General features: G+C 74.1%; 16 protein-coding genes. 5 read left to right on the forward strand and 11 right to left on the reverse strand.

Going from position 1 to position 18,730, the window contains the following annotated elements; genetic code table 11:
* Positions 1-54 precede the first annotated feature (54 nt).
* Genes pglZ through IPL61_25780 form a run of 3 tightly spaced genes read left to right on the forward strand, consistent with a single transcriptional unit; the run spans position 55 to position 5,269 of the window.
* On the forward strand, positions 55-1,785 hold the full coding sequence (gene pglZ / locus IPL61_25770) for a BREX-2 system phosphatase PglZ (protein ID MBK9034633.1): 1,731 nt from the start codon (positions 55-57) through the stop codon (positions 1,783-1,785).
* 17 nt (positions 1,786-1,802) lie between these two features.
* On the forward strand, positions 1,803-3,155 hold the full coding sequence (brxD, locus tag IPL61_25775) for a BREX system ATP-binding protein BrxD (protein ID MBK9034634.1): 1,353 nt from the start codon (positions 1,803-1,805) through the stop codon (positions 3,153-3,155).
* On the forward strand, positions 3,152-5,269 hold the full coding sequence (locus IPL61_25780) for a DEAD/DEAH box helicase (protein ID MBK9034635.1): 2,118 nt from the start codon (positions 3,152-3,154) through the stop codon (positions 5,267-5,269). Before brxD ends, IPL61_25780 begins: the two co-directional genes overlap by 4 nt.
* 109 nt (positions 5,270-5,378) lie before the next feature.
* On the opposite strand, the gene IPL61_25785 is transcribed toward IPL61_25780, so the two are convergent.
* The 6 genes from IPL61_25785 to IPL61_25810 form a co-directional block, all read right to left on the reverse strand.
* Positions 5,379-6,296 carry a hypothetical protein gene (locus tag IPL61_25785; protein ID MBK9034636.1) on the reverse strand — a complete coding sequence of 306 codons (918 nt, stop codon included), beginning with the start codon at positions 6,294-6,296 and terminating at the stop codon, positions 5,379-5,381.
* A gap of 71 nt (positions 6,297-6,367) precedes the next feature.
* Entirely contained in the window at positions 6,368-6,619 is a 252-nt protein-coding gene (locus tag IPL61_25790; GenBank protein ID MBK9034637.1) for a hypothetical protein, read from the reverse strand.
* A gap of 102 nt (positions 6,620-6,721) precedes the next feature.
* Positions 6,722-7,669 carry a hypothetical protein gene (locus IPL61_25795; protein MBK9034638.1) on the reverse strand — a complete coding sequence of 316 codons (948 nt, stop codon included), beginning with the start codon at positions 7,667-7,669 and terminating at the stop codon, positions 6,722-6,724.
* A 20-nt stretch (positions 7,670-7,689) separates the two neighbouring features.
* Positions 7,690-9,168: a DUF4157 domain-containing protein gene (locus IPL61_25800; protein ID MBK9034639.1), complete on the reverse strand. Its 1,479-nt coding sequence runs from the start codon at positions 9,166-9,168 to the stop codon at positions 7,690-7,692.
* A gap of 156 nt (positions 9,169-9,324) precedes the next feature.
* The gene (locus IPL61_25805; protein MBK9034640.1) at positions 9,325-9,948 is read right to left on the reverse strand and encodes a glutathione S-transferase family protein; all 624 of its coding nucleotides are present in this window, start codon (positions 9,946-9,948) and stop codon (positions 9,325-9,327) included.
* A gap of 324 nt (positions 9,949-10,272) precedes the next feature.
* Positions 10,273-11,247 (reverse strand): zinc-binding dehydrogenase, encoded by a 975-nt coding sequence (locus IPL61_25810; GenBank protein MBK9034641.1) that lies wholly within the window; start codon positions 11,245-11,247, stop codon positions 10,273-10,275.
* Positions 11,248-11,440: 193 nt separating this feature from the next.
* On the opposite strand from IPL61_25810, the gene IPL61_25815 reads away from it, so the two are divergent.
* Entirely contained in the window at positions 11,441-11,896 is a 456-nt protein-coding gene (locus IPL61_25815) for a hypothetical protein (protein MBK9034642.1), read from the forward strand.
* Between the two features lie 58 nt (positions 11,897-11,954).
* Here the strand turns inward: IPL61_25815 and IPL61_25820 are convergent, their stop codons facing one another.
* The 4 genes from IPL61_25820 to IPL61_25835 all read right to left on the reverse strand — a co-directional run bounded on the left by IPL61_25820 (position 11,955) and on the right by IPL61_25835 (position 15,806).
* The gene (locus IPL61_25820; protein ID MBK9034643.1) at positions 11,955-13,532 is read right to left on the reverse strand and encodes a hypothetical protein; all 1,578 of its coding nucleotides are present in this window, start codon (positions 13,530-13,532) and stop codon (positions 11,955-11,957) included.
* Between the two features lie 782 nt (positions 13,533-14,314).
* Positions 14,315-15,139 (reverse strand): SMP-30/gluconolactonase/LRE family protein, encoded by an 825-nt coding sequence (locus IPL61_25825; protein ID MBK9034644.1) that lies wholly within the window; start codon positions 15,137-15,139, stop codon positions 14,315-14,317.
* Positions 15,118-15,270 carry a hypothetical protein gene (locus IPL61_25830; protein MBK9034645.1) on the reverse strand — a complete coding sequence of 51 codons (153 nt, stop codon included), beginning with the start codon at positions 15,268-15,270 and terminating at the stop codon, positions 15,118-15,120. Before IPL61_25830 ends, IPL61_25825 begins: the two co-directional genes overlap by 22 nt.
* 56 nt (positions 15,271-15,326) lie before the next feature.
* Positions 15,327-15,806, reverse strand: a complete 480-nt coding sequence (locus tag IPL61_25835; GenBank protein ID MBK9034646.1) for a hypothetical protein — start codon at positions 15,804-15,806, stop codon at positions 15,327-15,329.
* A 156-nt stretch (positions 15,807-15,962) separates the two neighbouring features.
* Here IPL61_25835 and IPL61_25840 point away from each other — a divergent pair, with 156 nt between their 5' ends.
* Positions 15,963-16,409 carry a TIR domain-containing protein gene (locus IPL61_25840; protein MBK9034647.1) on the forward strand — a complete coding sequence of 149 codons (447 nt, stop codon included), beginning with the start codon at positions 15,963-15,965 and terminating at the stop codon, positions 16,407-16,409.
* 74 nt (positions 16,410-16,483) lie between these two features.
* Here IPL61_25840 and IPL61_25845 read toward each other — a convergent pair whose 3' ends face one another.
* Positions 16,484-18,703: a CHAT domain-containing protein gene (locus tag IPL61_25845; GenBank protein ID MBK9034648.1), complete on the reverse strand. Its 2,220-nt coding sequence runs from the start codon at positions 18,701-18,703 to the stop codon at positions 16,484-16,486.
* Between the last annotated feature and the right edge of the window lie 27 nt (positions 18,704-18,730).

Below are 18,730 nucleotides of genomic sequence, written 5' to 3' on the forward strand. Positions count from 1 at the left end.
CGCGGCGCCGACCCTTGACGCCGCGCGCGCGCGGCGATCGATCGCCTGCGGCTGGTGCGGCGCCATGAGCTGTCCGACAGCGACGAGCAGACGGCGGTCGTGCGCCGCGCCGAGATGGCCGTGCGGCTGGCGACGTGGCTGGTCGCGCGCGCCGACCGCGAGCTGCCACCTGCGACCACGGCGTGCGGCGACGTCGAGACGCCCGCGAGCCGGTACGTGCGCGAGGGCGGCTACCTCGACTGGGCCCGGCGGGGCGCCCGGGGCACCGATGACGGAGCCTTCGGGCGCGGCGTGGTGTCGGTGCTCGCCGCGGTCGACGCGGCGCGGGTCGAGCTCGATCGTCGGTTCGCGGCGGGGCTGCGCGGGTGGCACGAGGCCGGCCGACCGTCGACCCAGGTCGTGCCGATCGATCAGGCGGTGAAGCGCCTGGCCGGGCGGTTCCTGCGCGAGAAGGCGGAGCGACGGCTGCTGGTCGTGCTGATGGACGGCATGGCCTGGGCCCAGGCGGCCGAGCTGCTCGAGTCGATGGGACGGCGCGCGTCGGTCTGGGGACCGCTGGCGTGGCACGGCCTGGCCGGGCATCGGATCGGCGACGCGCCGTTCCCGCCGGTGATCACCACGTTCCCCTCGCTGACCGAGATCAGCCGCGCCGCGTTCTTCGCGGGGAAGCCGATGCCGGCGGGCCCGTCGCCGAACACGCAAGACGATCCCAAGCGTTGGCGCGCGCACCGCGACATGGTGAAGTTCTGCGGGGCGACCGACGCGCCGCAGCTGCTGCTCCGCGGCGATGGCCAGACCGCCGACGGCTCGGCGACCCCCGAGGCGCTCAGTCAAGTGCTCGACCGATCGCGCCGGGTCACCGCCGTGGTGATCAACACCATCGACATGTCGCTCAAGACCGACGCGGCCCACCAGCACGTGTGGACCCTCGACACCGTCAAGGCGCTGCGCGACCTGCTCGAGCGCGCCGCCGAAGCCGGCCGCGCGGTCCTGCTGTGCAGCGACCACGGGCACGTGCCGTCCGACCGGTTCACGGGCGGCGTCCGCCTGCAGGACGGCGGCGCGCGCTGGCGGCCGTGGGCCAGCGCTGACGCGCCGGTCGGCGAGCACGAGATCGGGCTCGCCGCAGCCGATGGCGTCTGGGCGCCGCGCGGCGCGCACGGCGTGGTGCTCCTGGCCGACGATACCCAGCGCTACGGCGGCGGCACCGGCGCGGGCGAGCACGGCGGCGCCACCCTGGCCGAGGCGCTCGCACCGTGCCTGTTCGTCGGCTGCAAGGACAACCCCGCCGCCGAGGATGACCCGGGCCAGGCGGTGCGGCCGGCGAGGTCCCCGACATGGTGGAACTTCGACGTCGGTGGCACGGAGCCGGTGCTCGAGGTCGACGACCCGCGGTCGGGCCGGCGCAAGAAGCCCGCGCCCGACAACCAGCTCGCGCTGGTCGGCGTGACACCGCCCGTCGCCCCGACGCCAGCACCCCGCCGGCCACCGAGCGCGTCGCCGTTGGCGACCGCGCCGCTCTTGATCGCACGCGTCGTGGGCGCCGCCGAGCGCGAGCGGGTCGTGGCCGCGGTCGAATTTCTCCGGTCGCGCGGCGGCGTCGCCGACGCGGCCGCCTTCGCGGCCGAGCTGGGCGAGTTCGTCGCCCGGGTGAGCGGGCTGGTCTCGAGGATGCAAGAGGTGCTCAACGTCGACGGCTACCAGGTGCTCCGCTACGATCGCCAGGGCAAGCAGGTCCACCTCGACGTCGCCAAGCTCGCGCAGCAGTTCGAAGTGACGCTCTAGCTCAGGATGCACGTCCGATGACCGACTCCACTCCTGCGGCCGCGAGCCCGCTCAAGCGACGCGAGATCGTCGAGGCCCTGCGGATCGGCGCGGTCCCCCGGCGCGGCCTCGAGCTGTTCGCGGTCGGGCTCGAGCGCTTCGAGCGCGCGATCGACGAGGAGTTCGACGCGGTCGCCGCCGGGCGTGGACGGTTCAAGGCGATCCGCGGCGACTATGGCTCGGGCAAGACCTTCTTCGCGCGCTGGCTCGAGCACCGCGCGCGCGCCCGCGGGTTCGCCACCACGCTGGTGCAGATCTCCGAGACCGAGACCCCGCTGTACAAGCTGCAGACCTTGTACCGACGCGCGATCGAGAACCTGCAGACCCAGGAGTGGACCGACGGCGCGTTCGCGAGCCTCATCGATCGCTGGCTGTATTCGCTCGAGGAGGAGATCATCGAGCGCGGGGGCATCAACCCCGACGACCCCGACGGGTTCGGCGTCGCGGTCGGCGATCTGCTGGAGCGCCGGCTGGTCGACGTCAGCAAGACCCAACCGCAGTACGCCGCGGCCCTGCGCAGCTGCTACGCGGCGCGCCTCAGCGGCGACCACGCGACCGAGCAAGGCTTGATCGCCTGGCTCATGGGCCAGCCCAACGTCGCGGCGTCGCTGAAGCGGGACGCGGGGATCAAGGGCGACCTCGACTCCGACGGCGCGTCCGGGTTTCTGCGCGGCCTGCTCGAGGTGCTGCGTCAGACCGGGCGCAAGGGCCTGGTGCTCGTGCTCGACGAGGTCGAGACCATCCAGCGGGTCCGGGCGGACAGCCGCGACAAGAGCCTGAACGCGCTCCGCGCCCTCATCGACGACGTCCACGCGGGTCGCTACCCCGGCCTCTACGTGCTGATCACCGGCACGCCGGCGTTCTTCGACGGCCCCCAGGGCGTGCGCAGGCTGGCGCCGCTGGCGCAGCGGCTCGAGACCGACTTCTCGGGCGATCCGCGCTTCCACAACCCGCGGGCCCCGCAGATCTGGCTACAGCCGTTCGACCACGCCCGGCTGATCGAGGTCGGCCGCCGCGTCCGCGACCTGTACCCGGCCGCGGCCACGACCGGCATGATCGCGCGCGTGTCTGATCCGGTCGTCGAGCTGATCGCCCGCGGCGTCGCGGGACAGCTCGGGAACCGGGTCGGGATCGCTCCCCGCCTGTTCCTGCGACGCCTGGTCGACGTGCTCGACCGCGTCGACGAGTTCCCGGACTTCGATCCAGCGAAGGACTACGACCTCGCGCTCAAGGCCTCGGAGATGACGCCCGAGGAGTCGGCGGCCGCCGGCCTGGCGCGCACGGTCGACGACATCGAGCTAGACCTCGCCGCCGACGAGCCCGCACCATGAGCGATGCGTTCGCCCGGCTGTCGCCGGCGATGCAGTATCAGATCGTCAACGGGCTCGGCTTCGGTGGGCTGCGCCCCGTCCAGGAGGCCGCCGCGGACGCGATCCTCGACGGCAAGAACTGCGTCGTGCTCGCGCCGACCGCCGGCGGCAAGACCGAGGCGGCGTTCTTCCCCCTGCTGTCTCGAATGGACGCCGAGGACTGGCGTCCGGTATCGCTGGTCTACGTGGCGCCGATCCGCGCGCTGCTGAACAACCTCGAGGAGCGGATCGTCCGCTACGGCGGCCTGATCGGCCGCCGCGCGTTCAAGTGGCACGGCGACGTCGCCGCCTCGGCCAAGCAGCGCTTCATCACCGACCCGACAGACATCCTGCTGACGACGCCCGAGAGCCTCGAGGTCATGTTGATGAGCCGCAAGGTCCCCGCCGAGCGCCTGTTCCGCGGGCTGCGGGCGGTGGTCATCGATGAGATTCACGCCTTCGTAGGCGACGATCGCGGAGGACACCTGGCGGCGGTGCTCGAGCGCCTCACCCGGTGTTGCGGGAACGACGTGCAGCGGATCGGCCTGTCGGCGACGGTCGGCAACCCGGCGGCGATCCTCAGCTGGATGGCCGGGAGTTCGCAGCGGTCCGGCGCGGTGATCGACCCCGGAGGCGGACGCACGCCGCCCGAGATCAAGCTCGACTGGGTCGCCAACCTGGGCAACGCAGCGCACATGATCGCGCGGCTCCACCCCGGCAAGAAGCGGCTGGTCTTCGTCGACAGCCGCCGGCAGGTCGAGGCGCTCGGCCAGGCGCTGCGCGGCCTCGGCGTCGACACCTACGTCACCCACTCGAGCCTGTCGTTCGACGAGCGGCAGGCCGCAGAGGCCGCGTTCCAGGACGGCCACGACTGCGTGATCGTCGCGACGAGCGCGCTCGAACTGGGCATCGACATCGGCGATCTCGACCACGTCCTTCAACTCGACGCACCGAGCACCGTGGCCGCGTTCCTCCAGCGCATGGGCCGCACCGGTCGTCGCGAGGGACGGCTCCCCAACTGCACGTTCCTGGCGATCGAACCTGAGGGACTGTTGCGGGCGGCGGCGATCATCCAGCTGTTCCGACAGGGCTTCGTCGAGTCAGTACCAACCTCGACCCGCTCGGCGCACCTGCTCGCGCATCAGCTGATGGCGTTGACGATCCAGCGCGAAGGCGGCATCCCGGTCTCCGACTGGTGGGCCTGGGTCTCGGCCGCGACGCCGTTTCGCGACCTCTCGGCCGACGACCGTCAGGCCCTCGTCGCGCACATGCTTGCGCAAGACATCCTGGCCGAGGCTGACGGGCGCTACGTGCTCGGCGCCCGTGGCGAGAAGCTCTACGGCTGGCGCAACTTCGCCGAGCTGTACGCGGTGTTCTCCGCGCCCCAGACGCTGAAGGTCCTGTGGGGCATGAGCGAGATCGGTTCGATCGACGCACACTTCGCCCAGCAGGCCAGGCAGGAGGAGCTGAGCTTCGTGCTCGGGGCCCGCGCCTGGCACGCGGTCGCGATCGACTGGCGCGAAGGCTTCGTCCGGGTCGAGCCGATGGCGACCAGCGGCCTGGCACGCTGGCAGGGCAGCCCCCGGTTGCTCAGCTCCGAGCTGTGCCAGGCCATGCGCGCGGTCCTGGTCGGCGACGACGACGCGCCCGAGTGGTCGCAGCGCGCGCGGGCGCGGCTCGTCGAGCTGCGCGCCGAGTACGCGCTCACGCCCGACACGACCGCCGAGCTGGTCGCGGACGGGCACGGCCTCCGCCTGTGGACCTTCGCCGGCGGCAAGGCCAACAACCTGTTCGGCAAGGTCCTCGGCGAGCTGCTCGGCGACAAGGTCGTTGTCGACAACCTGTACATCGGGTTTCGCGACGCCGCCGCTCGGTCGGACGTCGCGATCCGCGAGGCTGTTGCGCGGCTTCGGACAGAGGGTCGTCCCGACCACAGCGATGCCCTGCGCCTCGCCGAGAGCTGCGGTCGCGGCCGCCTGTCCAAGTTCCAGCCGTGCCTCCCGACGCGCCTCGACGCCGAATACCTGGCGTCAGTGCTGACCGACGAGGCGGGCGCGCGCCGCATCACGCAGGCGGCCACGACGCCGGCTCCTTGACGGGGATCCTCACCGAGCTGCACAACCGCTCTCATCCTTCGAGGTCGAGCCGCCGCCGTATCGAACATCGGCTCCACCGGGACGCGTCCAGTGCCGGCGGCGCGGACCGTCACAGCCCGAGGGCCGCGCGCTGGGCGGCGAGCCACTGCGCCCACTCGGCCGATCGGGCCCGCCGACGGCGGCTCTCGCGGGCGAGCGCGAGGCGGTGTTCGGCTGGGAGGGCGCGCCACACCGCGGGGACGACCGGCTCGCCACGATTCCCCGGCAGGGGCACTCCGGTGAACATGCCCCAGTCGTCGAGGAGGACCCACGCGCCAGCGGGCTCGTCGCCGCTGTTCTCCGACAGCGTGCCGTCCAGGTAGACGAACTCACCCTCGGTGTTCCAGCGCTGGGCGAGCGCCGCGGACAGGTCCGCGAGTTCGGCCGGCGTGGCAGGCGCCGTGTCGGCGTCGGCGTCGACGTCCTCACGGCCAGCGAGTCGCTGCGCCAGCCAGACGACGCCCTCGTCGACGACGGGCTCGCGCAGGGCGAGCGCGACGAGCCAGATCAGCCGACCACCGACGGCGGCGTAGAAGTTGGGATCCGAGACGTGGCCCAGGAGGCCTTCGGCGAGCAGGCGCGCGAGCTCGTAGTCGGAGGTCGCGCTGATCGCCGACGTGACCACGGCCTGGTCGATGACCTGCTCGATCGGCCACGTGAGGTGCGCGAGATCGGCGGTGCGCAGGACGATGGCCGCCGCAGCGATCTCGACCGTGCCGTCGCTGTCCGACGCCCCTGCGCGCCACGTGTGCGTGCACTGTTGCACGACGGCCTGGCGCGGCAGGTCGAGCCGGCGCAGCTGCCCGCGTCGCTCGAGGGCCGCGCCGACCGCGCAGAGCGTGTCGAGCCGCGCGTGCTGGAGCCCGACGATCAGCGCGCCCGGGTCCTTGGCCAGCCACTCGTCGACCAGGCGATCGGCGGCCGCGGCGGGTCGGGCCTCGTCGATGCCATCGAGCGCGATGATGACGGGGCCGCGCGCATCGCGCACCGACGAGGAGCCTGCGCACGCGCCGGCCGCGAGCAGACCGGTGAGCGCGCGACCGGTGTGCGCGAGCACCCTCATCGCGTCTCCAGGGCCGTGCGCGCGGGACGACGGACGCGGTCGAACATGGGGCCAGGGATCGCATCGGGCGTCACGTGGTGATCGCCGAGGTCGCTCGCTCGGACCCTCGGATTGGTCGGTCTCGCGTTGTACGCCGGGGCCAGCTCGGCGCGAAGCTCGAGCTCGGTGGAGTCCGGGATCCCGAAGCCGCGGAACAGCGTATCTCGTCCTTCGACGCGCCCGAGACAGATCGTGTTGATGCCCTGCATGTAGCCCCCCGGGGTGCTTCAGCAGGGTCCTGCGGTCGTTCTTGAAGTGCGCCCAACGAGCACACGAGCGCCGGATCCCGTCGACGAATGCGGTGTCACGCGTCACAGCCCGAGGGCCGCGCGCTGGGCGGCGAGCCACGGCTGCCACTCGCCCAGGTGGGTCGAGCGGTGGCGCTGGCTCGCGCGCGCGAGCTCGACGCGACGGCCGGCTGGCAGCGCGCGCCATGCGGGTGGAACGACGTAGTCGCCGCGGTTCACCAGCAGGGGGACGCCGAGGAACATCGCCCAGTCGTCGAGGAGGACCCACGCGCCGCGGGGCGCGTCGCCGCTGTTCGAGTAGACGTCGCTATCCAGATACAGGTAGTCGCCCTCGGCGTGCCAGCGCGTCGCCAGCTCGGTCGACAGGGCCGCGCGATCGGCGGTCGCGACGGCGGCGCTGTCGGGCGCGCGATCGGTCAACTGGCGCGCCAGCCAGACCACGTCGGGGTCGACCGTTGGCGCGCGCAACGCCAGCGCGACCAGCCACACGAGCCGGCCGCCGGCGGAGGCGAAGAACTGCTCGGCATCGACATGGGCCAGGAGCCCGTCGGCGAGCAGCCGGGCGAGGTCGTGGTCAGCGATCCGCTGGGCGAGGCCCGTGATCGCCGCATGCTCGATGACGCGATCGATCGTCGGGCTCGTGCGCTCGAGGTCGGCCGTGCGCAGGACGATGCCCGCGGCCGCGACCGCGATCATCCCGGCATCGGTCGACGCCGCCGGCGCCCAGGTCCGCAGGCATTGACGGACGATCACCTGGCGCGATGGATCGAGGCGAGCCAGCTGCCCGCGGCGATCGAGCGCCGCGCCGATGGCGCACAGCGTGTCGAGCCGCGCGTGCTCGAGACCGACGATCAGCGCTGGAGCGTCGGTCGCCAACCACTCGTCGACCAGCCGATCCGCCGCCGCTGCGGGCCGGGTCGGATCGATCGCGGCCAGCGCGACGGTGATGGGCGCGACGCCGGCGGGTGGCACCGATCGCGGTCGGCCGGCGCACGCGCACAGCGCGATCATGGCGCACGTCGCCGCCGGCCTCATCGCGTCTCCAGTGCGGCCCGCGCCGGCCGACGGACACGATCCAGCAACGGCCCGGGGATCTCGTCCGGCATCACCTTGTCGTCGATGCTCGCACCATCGCGCTCATCGCGGTCCTTGGGTCGAGCGTTGTAGGCCGCGGCGAGCTCCACGCGGATCTCGTGAGCGGTGGAGTCGGGAATCCCGAAGCCGCGAAACTGTGTATCCGCACCCTCGGTTCGACCGAGGCAGATCGTGTTGATGCCCTGCATGTAACCGCCGGGGTGTTTCGCCCGATACCCGGGATGGTTCTTGAAGTACACCCAGTCACCGGGGAGCAGATCGTACACCGAGTCGACCTTGACCTGTTCGAGCACGCCGGCGCGCACGAGACCTGGGACGCCGCCACCCTCACGCTTGTTGGTCGACAGCGTCAGGCCCGCCGGGTAGTGCCGGTCGAACTGCTCGTCACCGAGGGCGTCGAGCTGGCCCTTGTAGACCGCGCCGGCGGTCATCGTGAAGCACTCGAGCCGCCACTCGCCCTCGCTGCCGTCGAAGATGCTGTGGATGGCGGCGGACGGCTGGACGCCCTTCTTCACGCGCCAGCTGAACGACCCGTGGCCGGCCCGCTCCCAGTGGCTCGGGCTGAGGCGCGGGTGAGCGTCCTCGTCGGGGTATTGACACGACGCCGGCTGATCGAGGCTCGCCACGGACCGCTCGCGCATGACGAGCATGCGCTCGAGCTCAACGACGGAGCGGAACGTGAAGACCTGATCTTGAGCACCCATGCGGCGCAGGGTCAGCTGCATCCGCGGGTTGGGACGACGGAGCCGCTTCTGCGCCCGCAGCGGATCCTCGGACAGATCGGGGTACTTGCGGTGCAGCCGCTGCAGGAACTGTTCGATCTCGGCGTCGTCCCACGCGTGGCCGGCGACGGCGACCTTGCGCCGCAACGGTCCGGCGGACTGTCGGGTGTGCGCGAGCTCGTGGGCGATCAGCCGGTCGCCGGCGGGGGTACCGGGCGCGAAGGCGCGCGGGGCGAACGACAAGACGCTGCCGCGGGCGTGCGCGAGCGCGCCGAGCGCGTGGTTGCGCTCGTCATCGCAACGGACCTGCACGTGGGCGAGGCCGACGCCCATCGCCCGCTCGAACCGCGCGCGGTGGTCATCGAAGCTACCTCCGGCGCGCGCCGCGGGCCGCAGCCGCGAGACGATCGCGTCGGCCTCGCGATCGGCCTCGACCTCGTCGGCCTCGTCGCCGAGCTCGACGGCGTCTGTCTCGGGCGTGAGGTGCAGCGCGAACGGCGCGGCGTGGTCGATCGTCGGACTCGCGCTGGGGGCGACCGAAGTGCCCGCTGGCTGCGCGACGGGTGCGCTGGCGCCAGCGAACCGCTGGGTCAACGTGCGCTTGCCTGGGGCCACGTTCGGCCGCGTCGCGCCGAGTCGAGGCTCGTCCTCCTGGGCGAGGGCGAGCGCGAGCGCGGCGAGTTCGAACGTCATCGCGCCAGGTATCGACCGTTCGGCGCGCCGGTTGCGTGATGGCCCGAGCGGGCCTCGCCGCGAGCGAGCCCGCCTGGGCTGACTCCGCTACCGAAGCCCGCAAGATTGCGCGAAACCGCGTGCGCTGCGCAGCGGCCCCCGCCGGCCCCCCCCCCGCTACTTCCCGAGGCCGCGCTCGGCGACCACGGCGGCGTTGCGGGCGTCGGCGGCCTTGGCGGCGGGGCGATCGCCGAGGCGCTCGGCGTAGGCGGCGAAGGCGGGGCGGGGCTCGAGCATGCCGAAGCGGAGCATGTAGCGGAGGGTGCCGCCGAAGATGACGTCGGCCATCGAGAAGGTCTCGCCGAGGAGCCAGGTGCGGGGGCCGATGGCGGCCTCCATGGTGTCGAGCATGGCGTCGTGGGTGCCCCAGCCGGCCTGGCCGGGCTTGTAGTCCCAGCCGGCGGCCTTGGCCATCGCGCCGGGCTCGATCACCGATGGGGCGAACAGCGCCCAGCGGAAGTAGGTGCCGCGCGCGGGATCGTCGAGGGCGGGCGCGAGGCGGCCGGGCGCGTAGCGGTCGGCGAGGTACAGACCGATGGCCGCGACCTCGGTGACGACCACGTCGTCGTCGACGAGCACGGGCAGCTTGCCCATCGGATTGCGCGCGAGCATGTCCGGCGACTTGTGCGCGCCGGCCGTGAAGTCGACGAACTCCAGCGTGAACGGGACGCCGACCTCCTCGAGCATCCACAGGACGGTGGCGGCGCGCGAGAACGGGTGATGATAGAGCGTGATGGCCATGCGGCGGAGTATCCACCACGGGGCAGGCGCGGGCGCTGGCCGGCGCTTGTTCCTGCGTCCAGTTCCAGGCGCGGGGTGCTGCGGCCCTCGCGCAATCACCCGCCTACGCGGCTGACCGCGTCGCCTCGCGGCTGGCGCCCTTGTCGATCTTGGTGGGGTCGCGGGGCGGGGAGATCACTGCGCCGTTCGGGCGATCTCCCCGTCGCGGACTCGCCGGGGCAGCCCCGCGACCGGCGCCGCCGCGCGTCGACCTCGCGCAAGCGCCTGTGGGATCAGTCGGCGCACGAGGTCGCACCGGGCCACGCGTGCGGACCGCCGACGACCTCAAGGATCGATGACGACGACCATCTTGCCGTTGGCGCGGTTGGCGTCCATCTCGCGATGGGCGAGGACGAGCTGATCGAAGCGCCAGACGGGGCCGAGGGGCACGCGCAGGGCGCCGGCCTCGACCTGGGCGACGTAGGCCTGCAGCTCGGCGGCGGTGATGTCGGCCGCGCCGCCGGAGTAGGACGTGAGGCGGACGCCGGTCGGGATGTCGGTCATGGGCTGGAACCGGGCGAGCTCCCAGGCGCCGCCGAGGATCCCGGTCATGCACACGACGCCGCCGGCGCGCGCGCAGGCGAGCGAGTCCAGCAGCGTCGTCGCGCCGATCAGCTCGAGCACCCGGTCGGCGCCGCCGCCGGTCAGCTGCCGCACCTGATCGGCGAGGTGGCCGTCGTCGACGAGCACGTGCCGGGCGCCGTGGGCGTGGAGGAGCTCGCGCTTGGCCTCGGTGCGGGTCGTGGCGATCACCTCGAGCCCGAGCGCGCGGGCCATCGCGAGGGCGGTGAGCCCGACCGACGCGGTCCCGCCGCGGATCAGCAGCGTCTCGCCGGCCTGCACGCCGAGGCCGACGCGCAGCGACCCGTGGCAGGTCTGCAGCACCTCGGGCAGCGCGCCGAGCGTCGGCCAGTCGAGCGCGGTCTCGAGCGGGAACACGCTGGACGCGGGCACGCAGGTGAGCTCGGCGTACGAACCGTCGAACTCACGACCCATGCCGCCCATCATGGCGGCGACGCGCTGGCCGGGCGCGACCTCGCCGCCGGGGGCCTCGAGCACGGTGCCGACGCACTCGATGCCGAGCACGCGGGGCAGCCGCACCGTCGGCGAGTCGCCGTTGCGCGTGAACCACTCGGAGCGGTTGAGCCCGAACGCCCGGACCTCGATCAACACCTGGCCCGGCGCGGCGCGCGGGCGGGGCAGCTCGTCGAGGACCAGCGCCTCGGGACCGCCGGGCGCGTGCAAGCGATGGGAGCGCATCGTCCGCTCCCAGGTGGTCACGCGACGACCGTACGCGACCCCGGCGTCCGATCGACCGACCCGTGCGACAGATCGCCGCTACGTCGCGGTCACGGCGGAGCCGATCGAGCGCAACGATCGGGCCACCGGTCTGCGTCAGAGGCACATGGAGACAACGGTGGCAACGGTGGCAACGGTGGCAACGGTGGCAACGGTGGCAACGGTGGCGGAGGCCCGCACGGCGTACCTCACGGCCAACGGCTTCACGCTCGCGGACTACGACGCGCCCTGGGTCAAGCTGCGGCTCGGGCGGATCCCGCTGGGGTTTCCCAACTCGCGCGCGCGGCGGGCGGCGGTGCCGCTGCACGACCTGCACCACATCGCGACCGGCTACGAGACGACCTGGCGGGGCGAGGGCGAGATCGCGGCGTGGGAGCTGGCGGCGGGCTGCGGTCGCTACTGGGCGGCGTGGGGGCTCAACGCGGGCGCGATGCTGATCGGCCTGGTGCTGGCGCCGCGTCGCGTCGTCCGCGCGTTCGTCCGCGGTCGACGGTCGAAGAGCCTGTACCAGCTGGTGCGCCGCGCGGAGTCGACGGAGCGCGCAGGGTCGATCGACGAGCTGCTGGCCCTGCCGGTCGACGAGCTGCGCGCGCGCCTACGCCTCGCCTGACGGGTGCGCGGGACGCTCGCGCCGCGCGGGGACCGAGGCCGGACGCGTGGCGCGGCCGCTACATCATCTCCAGGCCCTTGAGGCCCGACACGACGCCGAGCATCTTCGACGGCGCCGGCACGCCGCTCTTCAGGTTGCACTTCGGCGAGCGATCGGTGCGGCCGTCGTAGGTCCAGGCCTGGCACTGCGCCTCGCGGGCGCAGGCGGCCTGGCACACGGTCGGGTCGAGGTCCGGGTTCGAGAACGAGCGGTAGTCCGAGCCGCTGCGGTTGACGTCGACCTCGAGGCCGCGCCGCACGCCCGACGTCATCGCGGTGGCGTGTGTGGCCCACGGCACCGCGTCCTTCAGCCAGCAGTAGCGGGTGAACGCGTCGAAGGTGTAGGCCTTGCAACGCGCGTCGCCGGCGCAGGTCGCCGCGCACGCGACGCCGTCGTCGCGGGTCCACACCGCGTAGTCGAACCCAGGTCGGTTGACGTCGCCCTCGTACAGGTGCGTGGTGGCGCCCGAGGTGCAGCCCGCGCTCGCGACCTTGGTGGTGCCGGCCGACTTGAGCCAGCACCGGTGGGTGGCGTTGACCCAGGTCCACGCGCGGCACGCGGCGGTGCGCCCGCACGCGGCGGCGCAGACGTCGACGCGCGCGGTCGTCAGCGAGGTCAGGTCGAGGCCAGGGCGATCGGTGCCGAGCTCGAAGCGCGTGGGCAGCCCCGAGGTCACGCCGACGCCGCCGCGCATCTCGGGCACGCCCTCCTTCAGGTAGCAGCGCGCGCTGCTCGCGACCCAGGTGAACGCCTTGCACGCGGCCGCGCCCTCACACTGCGCGCGGCACGCCGCGACCGTCGCGGTGATGACGCTGCCGTAGTCCATGCCCGGGCGATCGATCCCGACCTCGTCGGGGCCGTCCCAGGTGTGCATGACGTCCTCGATCTGCTTGCCGTAGAACGGGATCGACGTGAAGCCCAGGAACGACGTCCCGGCGTGCGGCACGTAGTGATGCACGGTGCCCCACAGGTCGCCGGTGCCCGAGGCGTAGCCGGTGAACGCCGGCCCGCCGTCGTCGACGGAGTCCCAGACGAACGGCGCCGGGCCGCGCGCGAAGAGGAAGTCGCGCACCTGCTTGCCGAGGGTCTCGTAGCGGTCCCAGCCCCAGACGTTGGCGCGGTCACCGTCGCTGGGCAGCCGCACGGCCAGCGACGCCGGCGTCGCCTGGCTCGACGGCACCGGCGTGGTCAGGTGCGCGAGCGCGAGCGTCGTTCCGAAATCGTCGTCGAGGATGCGCTCGGCCCAGTTGGCGAAGAACGAGTGGGCTCGGTCGATGGCGTAGGTGCGCAGCTGGCCGTTCTTGTCGGTGAACGAGAACGCCGCGCCGGCGAGCGGGGCCTCGCTGGTGTTGCGGTACAGGCTGGTGGCGCATCGGCTCGTGGTCACCACGACCTGCGGCGCGATCAGGGTCGCCATGCACGGCGCGCCGCTCGCGTCGGTGATCAGCCGGCCGATCTCCGGGCGCGCCGTCGTGGGCGTCCCGGCCAGGGCCGCCTCCTCGTCGTCGAGCGCGTCGTCGTCGTCGAGGCAGCCTGCGAACAGCGCCGCGACAGCGGCACCGACAACCAAGGACTGAAGTGAGCGCGTGAGGGTCATGCCGACGCCCTGAGCAAGGCCCGGACCAGCCGCGACCTGCGCCGGCGCTCGCCGGGCGCGCAGCGCGTGAGCAACGATTGCCCACCCACGCGTCGGTGAGCAGGCGTGGCCCGCGCGGCCGAGGCGTCACCCACATCACACGCGCCTCGCCGGTCACGCGGTCCCGGCCCGCCCATCGTCGACCTTTTTCCTGTCCCGAGACCCGTCGCACTCCACTGCTGACCGGCGAGGCGCCCGCCGCAACGGTTGCGGCCCACCCACAGGCAAGACGCCGCGAGCCAGCCCGACCGAACACGCGATCGAACAATTTCTCGTCGGCCCACGTCCACGTCGGGGACCGCGCCTCGACCTACCGCCCCTGCACCTGCCCGGCTCGGCGCGGCTCGGTCGGGTCCGCGCGGTTCGGCCCGGCTCGGCGCGGCTCGGTCGGGTCCGCGCGGTTCGGCCCGGTCGGCTCGGCTCGGCTCGGCTCGGCTCGGCTCGGCTCGGCTCGGCTCGGCTCGGCTCGGCTCGGTCGGGTCCGCGCGGTTCGGCCCGGTCGGCGCGGTTCGGCCCGGTCGGCGCGGTTCGGCCCGGTCGGCGCGGTTCGGCCCGGTCGGCTCGGCTCGGCTCGGCTCGGCTCGGCTCGCTCGGCTCGGCTCGGCTCGGCTCGGCTGGCTCGGCTCGGCTCGCTCGGCTCGGCTCGGCTCGGCTCGGCTCGGCTCGGCTCGGCTCGCTCGACTCGGTCGGCTCGGCTCGGCTCGGCGACGAGATCCGACGGTGCGGTGCTTCTTCGGTCGGGCTCAGTTGCGCGGCAGACCCGGGTTCGCCAGCGTCACCTGGTAGACCGCGGTGCGGGCGGTCACGAACAGCGTGCGGGCGTCGGCCCCGCCGAACCCGACGTTGGACGGCTGCTGCGGCACGGCCAGGACGCCCCAGCGGCGGCCGTCGGGCGCGAAGGCCTCGACGCCGGCGGCGGTCGCGACGAACAGGTTGCCGGCGGCGTCGACCGCGAGACCGTCCGGCGTGGCGGCGGTGGTCGTGAACACGCGCTCGCCCGTCGTCGCCCCGGCCGCGTCGACGTCGTACGCCCGGACCAGCGCGTGGTCGGCGTCGCCCACGTACAGCACGGCCGCGTCGGGCGACAGCGCGATGCCGTTGGGCCGCTCGTCGAGGGCGCCGCGCCGCACGGTCGAGACCGCGCCGGCCGGCGTGACCCGGAACGTGCCCATGAACGCCAGCTCGCGCTGGGCGTCGGTGATGCCGAACGGCGGATCGGTGAAGTAGATCGTGCCGTCGGCCCGGACCACCGCGTCGTTGGGCGAGTTGAGCCGCGCGCCCTCGAACCGATCGACGATCGTCACCGCGATCTCGCCGTCGCCCCGCGCCACGCGCCGGCCGCCGTGCTCGCACGCGACCAGCGTGCCCTGCGGATCGAGCGCCAGGCCGTTGCTGTTGCCGCTGGCCGCGCGGAACACCGTCGGCACGCCCGCGCCCGGTGCCCAGCGATAGATCGTCGCCGCCGGGATGTCGGAGAACAACAGGTCGCCCGTCGCCGCGCGCCACTGCGGCCCCTCGACGAACTGGTACCCGCTCGCGACCTCGGTCACCGCGCCCGCGCCCGCCAGCGGATCGACCGCCGCCGCGTCAGGGCCGCCGCCGTCGAGCGCGCCCCCGTCATCGCCCAGCGGCGGTTGATCATCTGCGCCGCAGCCCCCAGCGCGAGCGGGACCAGCAGGGCGAGCGGCGAGCAGCGCATGCGCCAGCGTACCGCGCCGCGGCGCCGTGACGTCGAGCAGCACGAGTGTCTGTGGCTCAGAAGCTCGCGCCGAACGACAGCATCACCGGCGTCGTCGTGTCATCGACCGCCGCCAGCACCGCGTAGTCGATCACCACGCCCGCGACCACGCCGACCGCGACCCCCAGCATCCCGCCGCCGATGCAGCCCATCGCCTGTCCGAACCCGCCGCGCCCGCCGCTGCCGCCCGCGCCGCACCCGATCACCATCGCGACCGCCGGGATCCCAACCCGCGCGCCGAACGCGAGCCCCGCCGCGCCCCAGCGCCCGTGCGCCGCGTGCACGATCGGACTGCCCAGCGCGTAGCCCGCCACGCCCAGCGCCAGCGCCGGCGTCGCCTCCGTCGCCGCGCCCGCCACCACGACACCCACGCTCGCCAGGTCGACGATCACCATCGTGCCGCGGTAGGTCTCGCCGTCGCCCGCGCGCGCCGGCCGCGCCAGCGCGCCGGTGGCCAGCACCGCGAACACGACCGCAGCAGGACGAGCGCGGGCCATGCCCGACGGTCGCGCGGACGGCGTCGCGCGGCAAGGTGATCGTGCCCGCGCTGTGGCCGGTCGCACGGTCGCCGCGCGCGAATCCCGCGCCGCGGCTGTTCGATCGCCGCGGTTCGCGACGTCCTGGGGGCGAGTCGCGCGTGCGACCGGAGCGCCATGGCCCTCGTCTACGTCAGCATGGATCACGATGACGCCGCGCAGGTGCGGGCGCTGGCCAAGCTGCGCGCCAACGCGGCGTACGAGCTCCGCGTCCACGAGCGGGTGGTGGTGGTCGAGCCGGGCGGCAAGGGCGTCAGGGTCCGGCCGACGGATCCGCGGGCGGCGCCAGTGAAGGCGGCGATCGGCGCGCAGCTGGCGCAGTGCGCGCGGCTGGTCGTGTTGATCGGCGACACCACCGAGAGTCACCCGTGGATCGAGTGGGAGGTGCGCTCCTTCTTCGAGCAGAAGGTGCCGCTGGCGGGGCCGCAGACCTGGCGGCGCATCCGTGGCATGCGCCTCAAGGGCACGCGCGGCGGCGATCCGGCGGCGCTGGCGGGTCGGGCGACCGTGACGCTCGACTGGAGCCCGGCGGCGCTGGGCCACTGGATCGCGAGCCCGCTGTAGAACACGAACATCGCGGCGACGAGTCGCCCGCCTCCTTGACCCGACCGCGAGCGAGCCCACCGCAGCAGGACCGCTCACGGGCCGCAGGCGGCGTCGCCCCAGACGGTGAAGGCGGCCCAGACGTCGACGCGCACGGTCGCGGCGACCTGACGCTGGGCGGCGGCGAGGCGCGCGGCGGGCCCGAGCGGCTCGGGCTGCGCGTAGTACGCGCGCACGACCTCGGCGGCGGCGTCGTCGGGCACCGATCGCAGCGTCGCGACGACGTGGCGGCTGCCGGCGGCGAGGAACGCCGAGGGGAAGCTGCTCCAGGCCTCGGCGTCGGCGCCGGCGGCGGTGTCGCAGCCGGTCAGCACGACGGTGCGCGGCGCGAGCTGCTGGTCGAGCACGTCGGCCGGCGTGACCAGGCCGTCGGCGAGCTCGAGCCCGCCGCCGCGGCCGTGGACCGCGGCGTGGAGCAGCGCCGCGCGCGCCGACGCCGTGACCGCGGCGCGATCGGCGGCGGCGCCGAGGCGGGCGTGGGCGCCGGCGAGGCGGCGGACCTCGTCGGCGGCGTGGGGCAGGTCGCCGCGGGCGTCGCCGACGAGCACCCGCTCGTCGGTCCAGGCGCCGTCCCGGCAGCCGAGCGCCGCCAGGCCGGGGAGGCGCACGATCGGCCGCGCGGCGATCACGAACTGGCCGTCGACGCGCAGCGCGGCGAACGGCAGATCGGCGAGCGCGTCGCTGGTGACGACGTACAGCGGATCGGCGCGCGTGGTCACGTCGCGAGGCAGCAGCGCGGCGGCGGCGGCGGTCGCGAGCGCGGGCTCACCGGGGGCGCGCCGCCAGCGCCCCACCGCGGCGATCTGATCAGTGGTGAGCGCGGCGATCGTGGCGGCCCCGCCGCGGACGTGGACCCGCCACGCGGCGTCATCGATCGCCAGCAGCACCACCGCCTCGCGCCCGTCGAGGCGCGCCAGCAGTGACGCGCGATCGAGCGCGGGGCCCGCGTCCTGGCGCTGGCGGACCCGGGCGTCGAGCAGCGACTGCGCGGCCGCGTCGAGCGGATGGCGGTCGCGCGCGAGCGCCGCGTCGAGCCAGGCCCGGGCGTGGAGCGACTCGGCGACGACCAGCGCGTCGAGGCCGCGCTCGGCCTCGGCCAGGAGCCCGAGCAGCTCGAGGTAGGGCCGGGTCCGCGCCGCCAGGATCCACGGGCGCAGCTCGGGTCGGTCCGCGCCCTGCCGCAGCGCCTCGACCGCGGCGATCGCCTCGCGGTAGTAGCGCTCGGCGGCGGCCGCGTCGCCGGCGCGGCGATAGGCCCGGGCCAGCTCGAGCGCCACCTGACCGCGGAGGTCGAGCTCGACCTCGCCGAGGTCGGCGGCGGCGAACAGGGCCGCGGCCGCGGGCAGATCGCCGACGCGCGCCGCGACGAAGCCGCGCACGAGGGCGAGCCGGCGCGCCTCGTAGGCGTCGGCCGGCGGCTCGGTCAGCTCGGCCAGCGCGGCGTCGACCTCGCCCAGCTCGGCCAGCGCGCTCGCGCGGTTGAGCTGGACCGCGACCTCGATCGCGCGGCGCTGGTGCGGCGTCGCGTCGCCGCCGGCGCGGTTGTGCGCGCGCGCCTCGGCCAGGTAGCCGAGCGCCGCGCGCAGGTCGCGCTCGCCGCCCAGGTCGATCAAGAACAGCCCGTGCTGCAGGTAGGTGTGGGCGAGCAGCGACGGCCACGGCCGCGCGTGCTCCTCGGCGTCGAAGAACGCGTCGCGGGCGTCCTCGGCCAGGCCGATCTCGTCGTACAGCTCGGCCAGCGTGGTGGCCGCCCGCGCCCGCGCGCCGTCGTCCTGGGCCAGCTCGGCCTCGGCGCTCGCGAGCCGCGCGTACGTCAGCGCGTCCTCGAAGTGGGCCTCGGGGCGCGGCACCCGCGCGAGGAAGCTGGCGGCCTTGGCGGCCTTGCCGTGCGCGCCGACGCGCTGGAAGCCGGCGAGCGCGCGCACGAGCAGCTCGCGGCCGTGCGCCACGCGGCTGGGATCCTCGTCCTGCGCGCGGACGTAGCCGGCCAAGTAGGCGGCGTCGGCGGCGACGGGGCCGGTCAGCAGGGCCTCGGCGGCGGTGGCCGCATCGGCGGCGTGGTGGTCGCCGAGCTGACGATAGGCCCGGGCCAGCGCGACCCGGTCGGACCCGACGGGACAGCGCGCGACGACGTCGTCCCACCGCTCGTGCGCGTACGCGTCGACGCACGGATCCACCCCGGCGGGGCGACCGCAGGCGATCGCCGCGACGGCCACGACGATCCATCCGGGGCCAGCGAGACGGAGCGCGCCCAAGGACCTCACCCTAGCACGGCCGGTCGG

It is taken from the genome of Myxococcales bacterium, assembly GCA_016717005.1.
GTDB lineage: Bacteria > Myxococcota_A > Polyangia > Haliangiales > Haliangiaceae > UBA2376.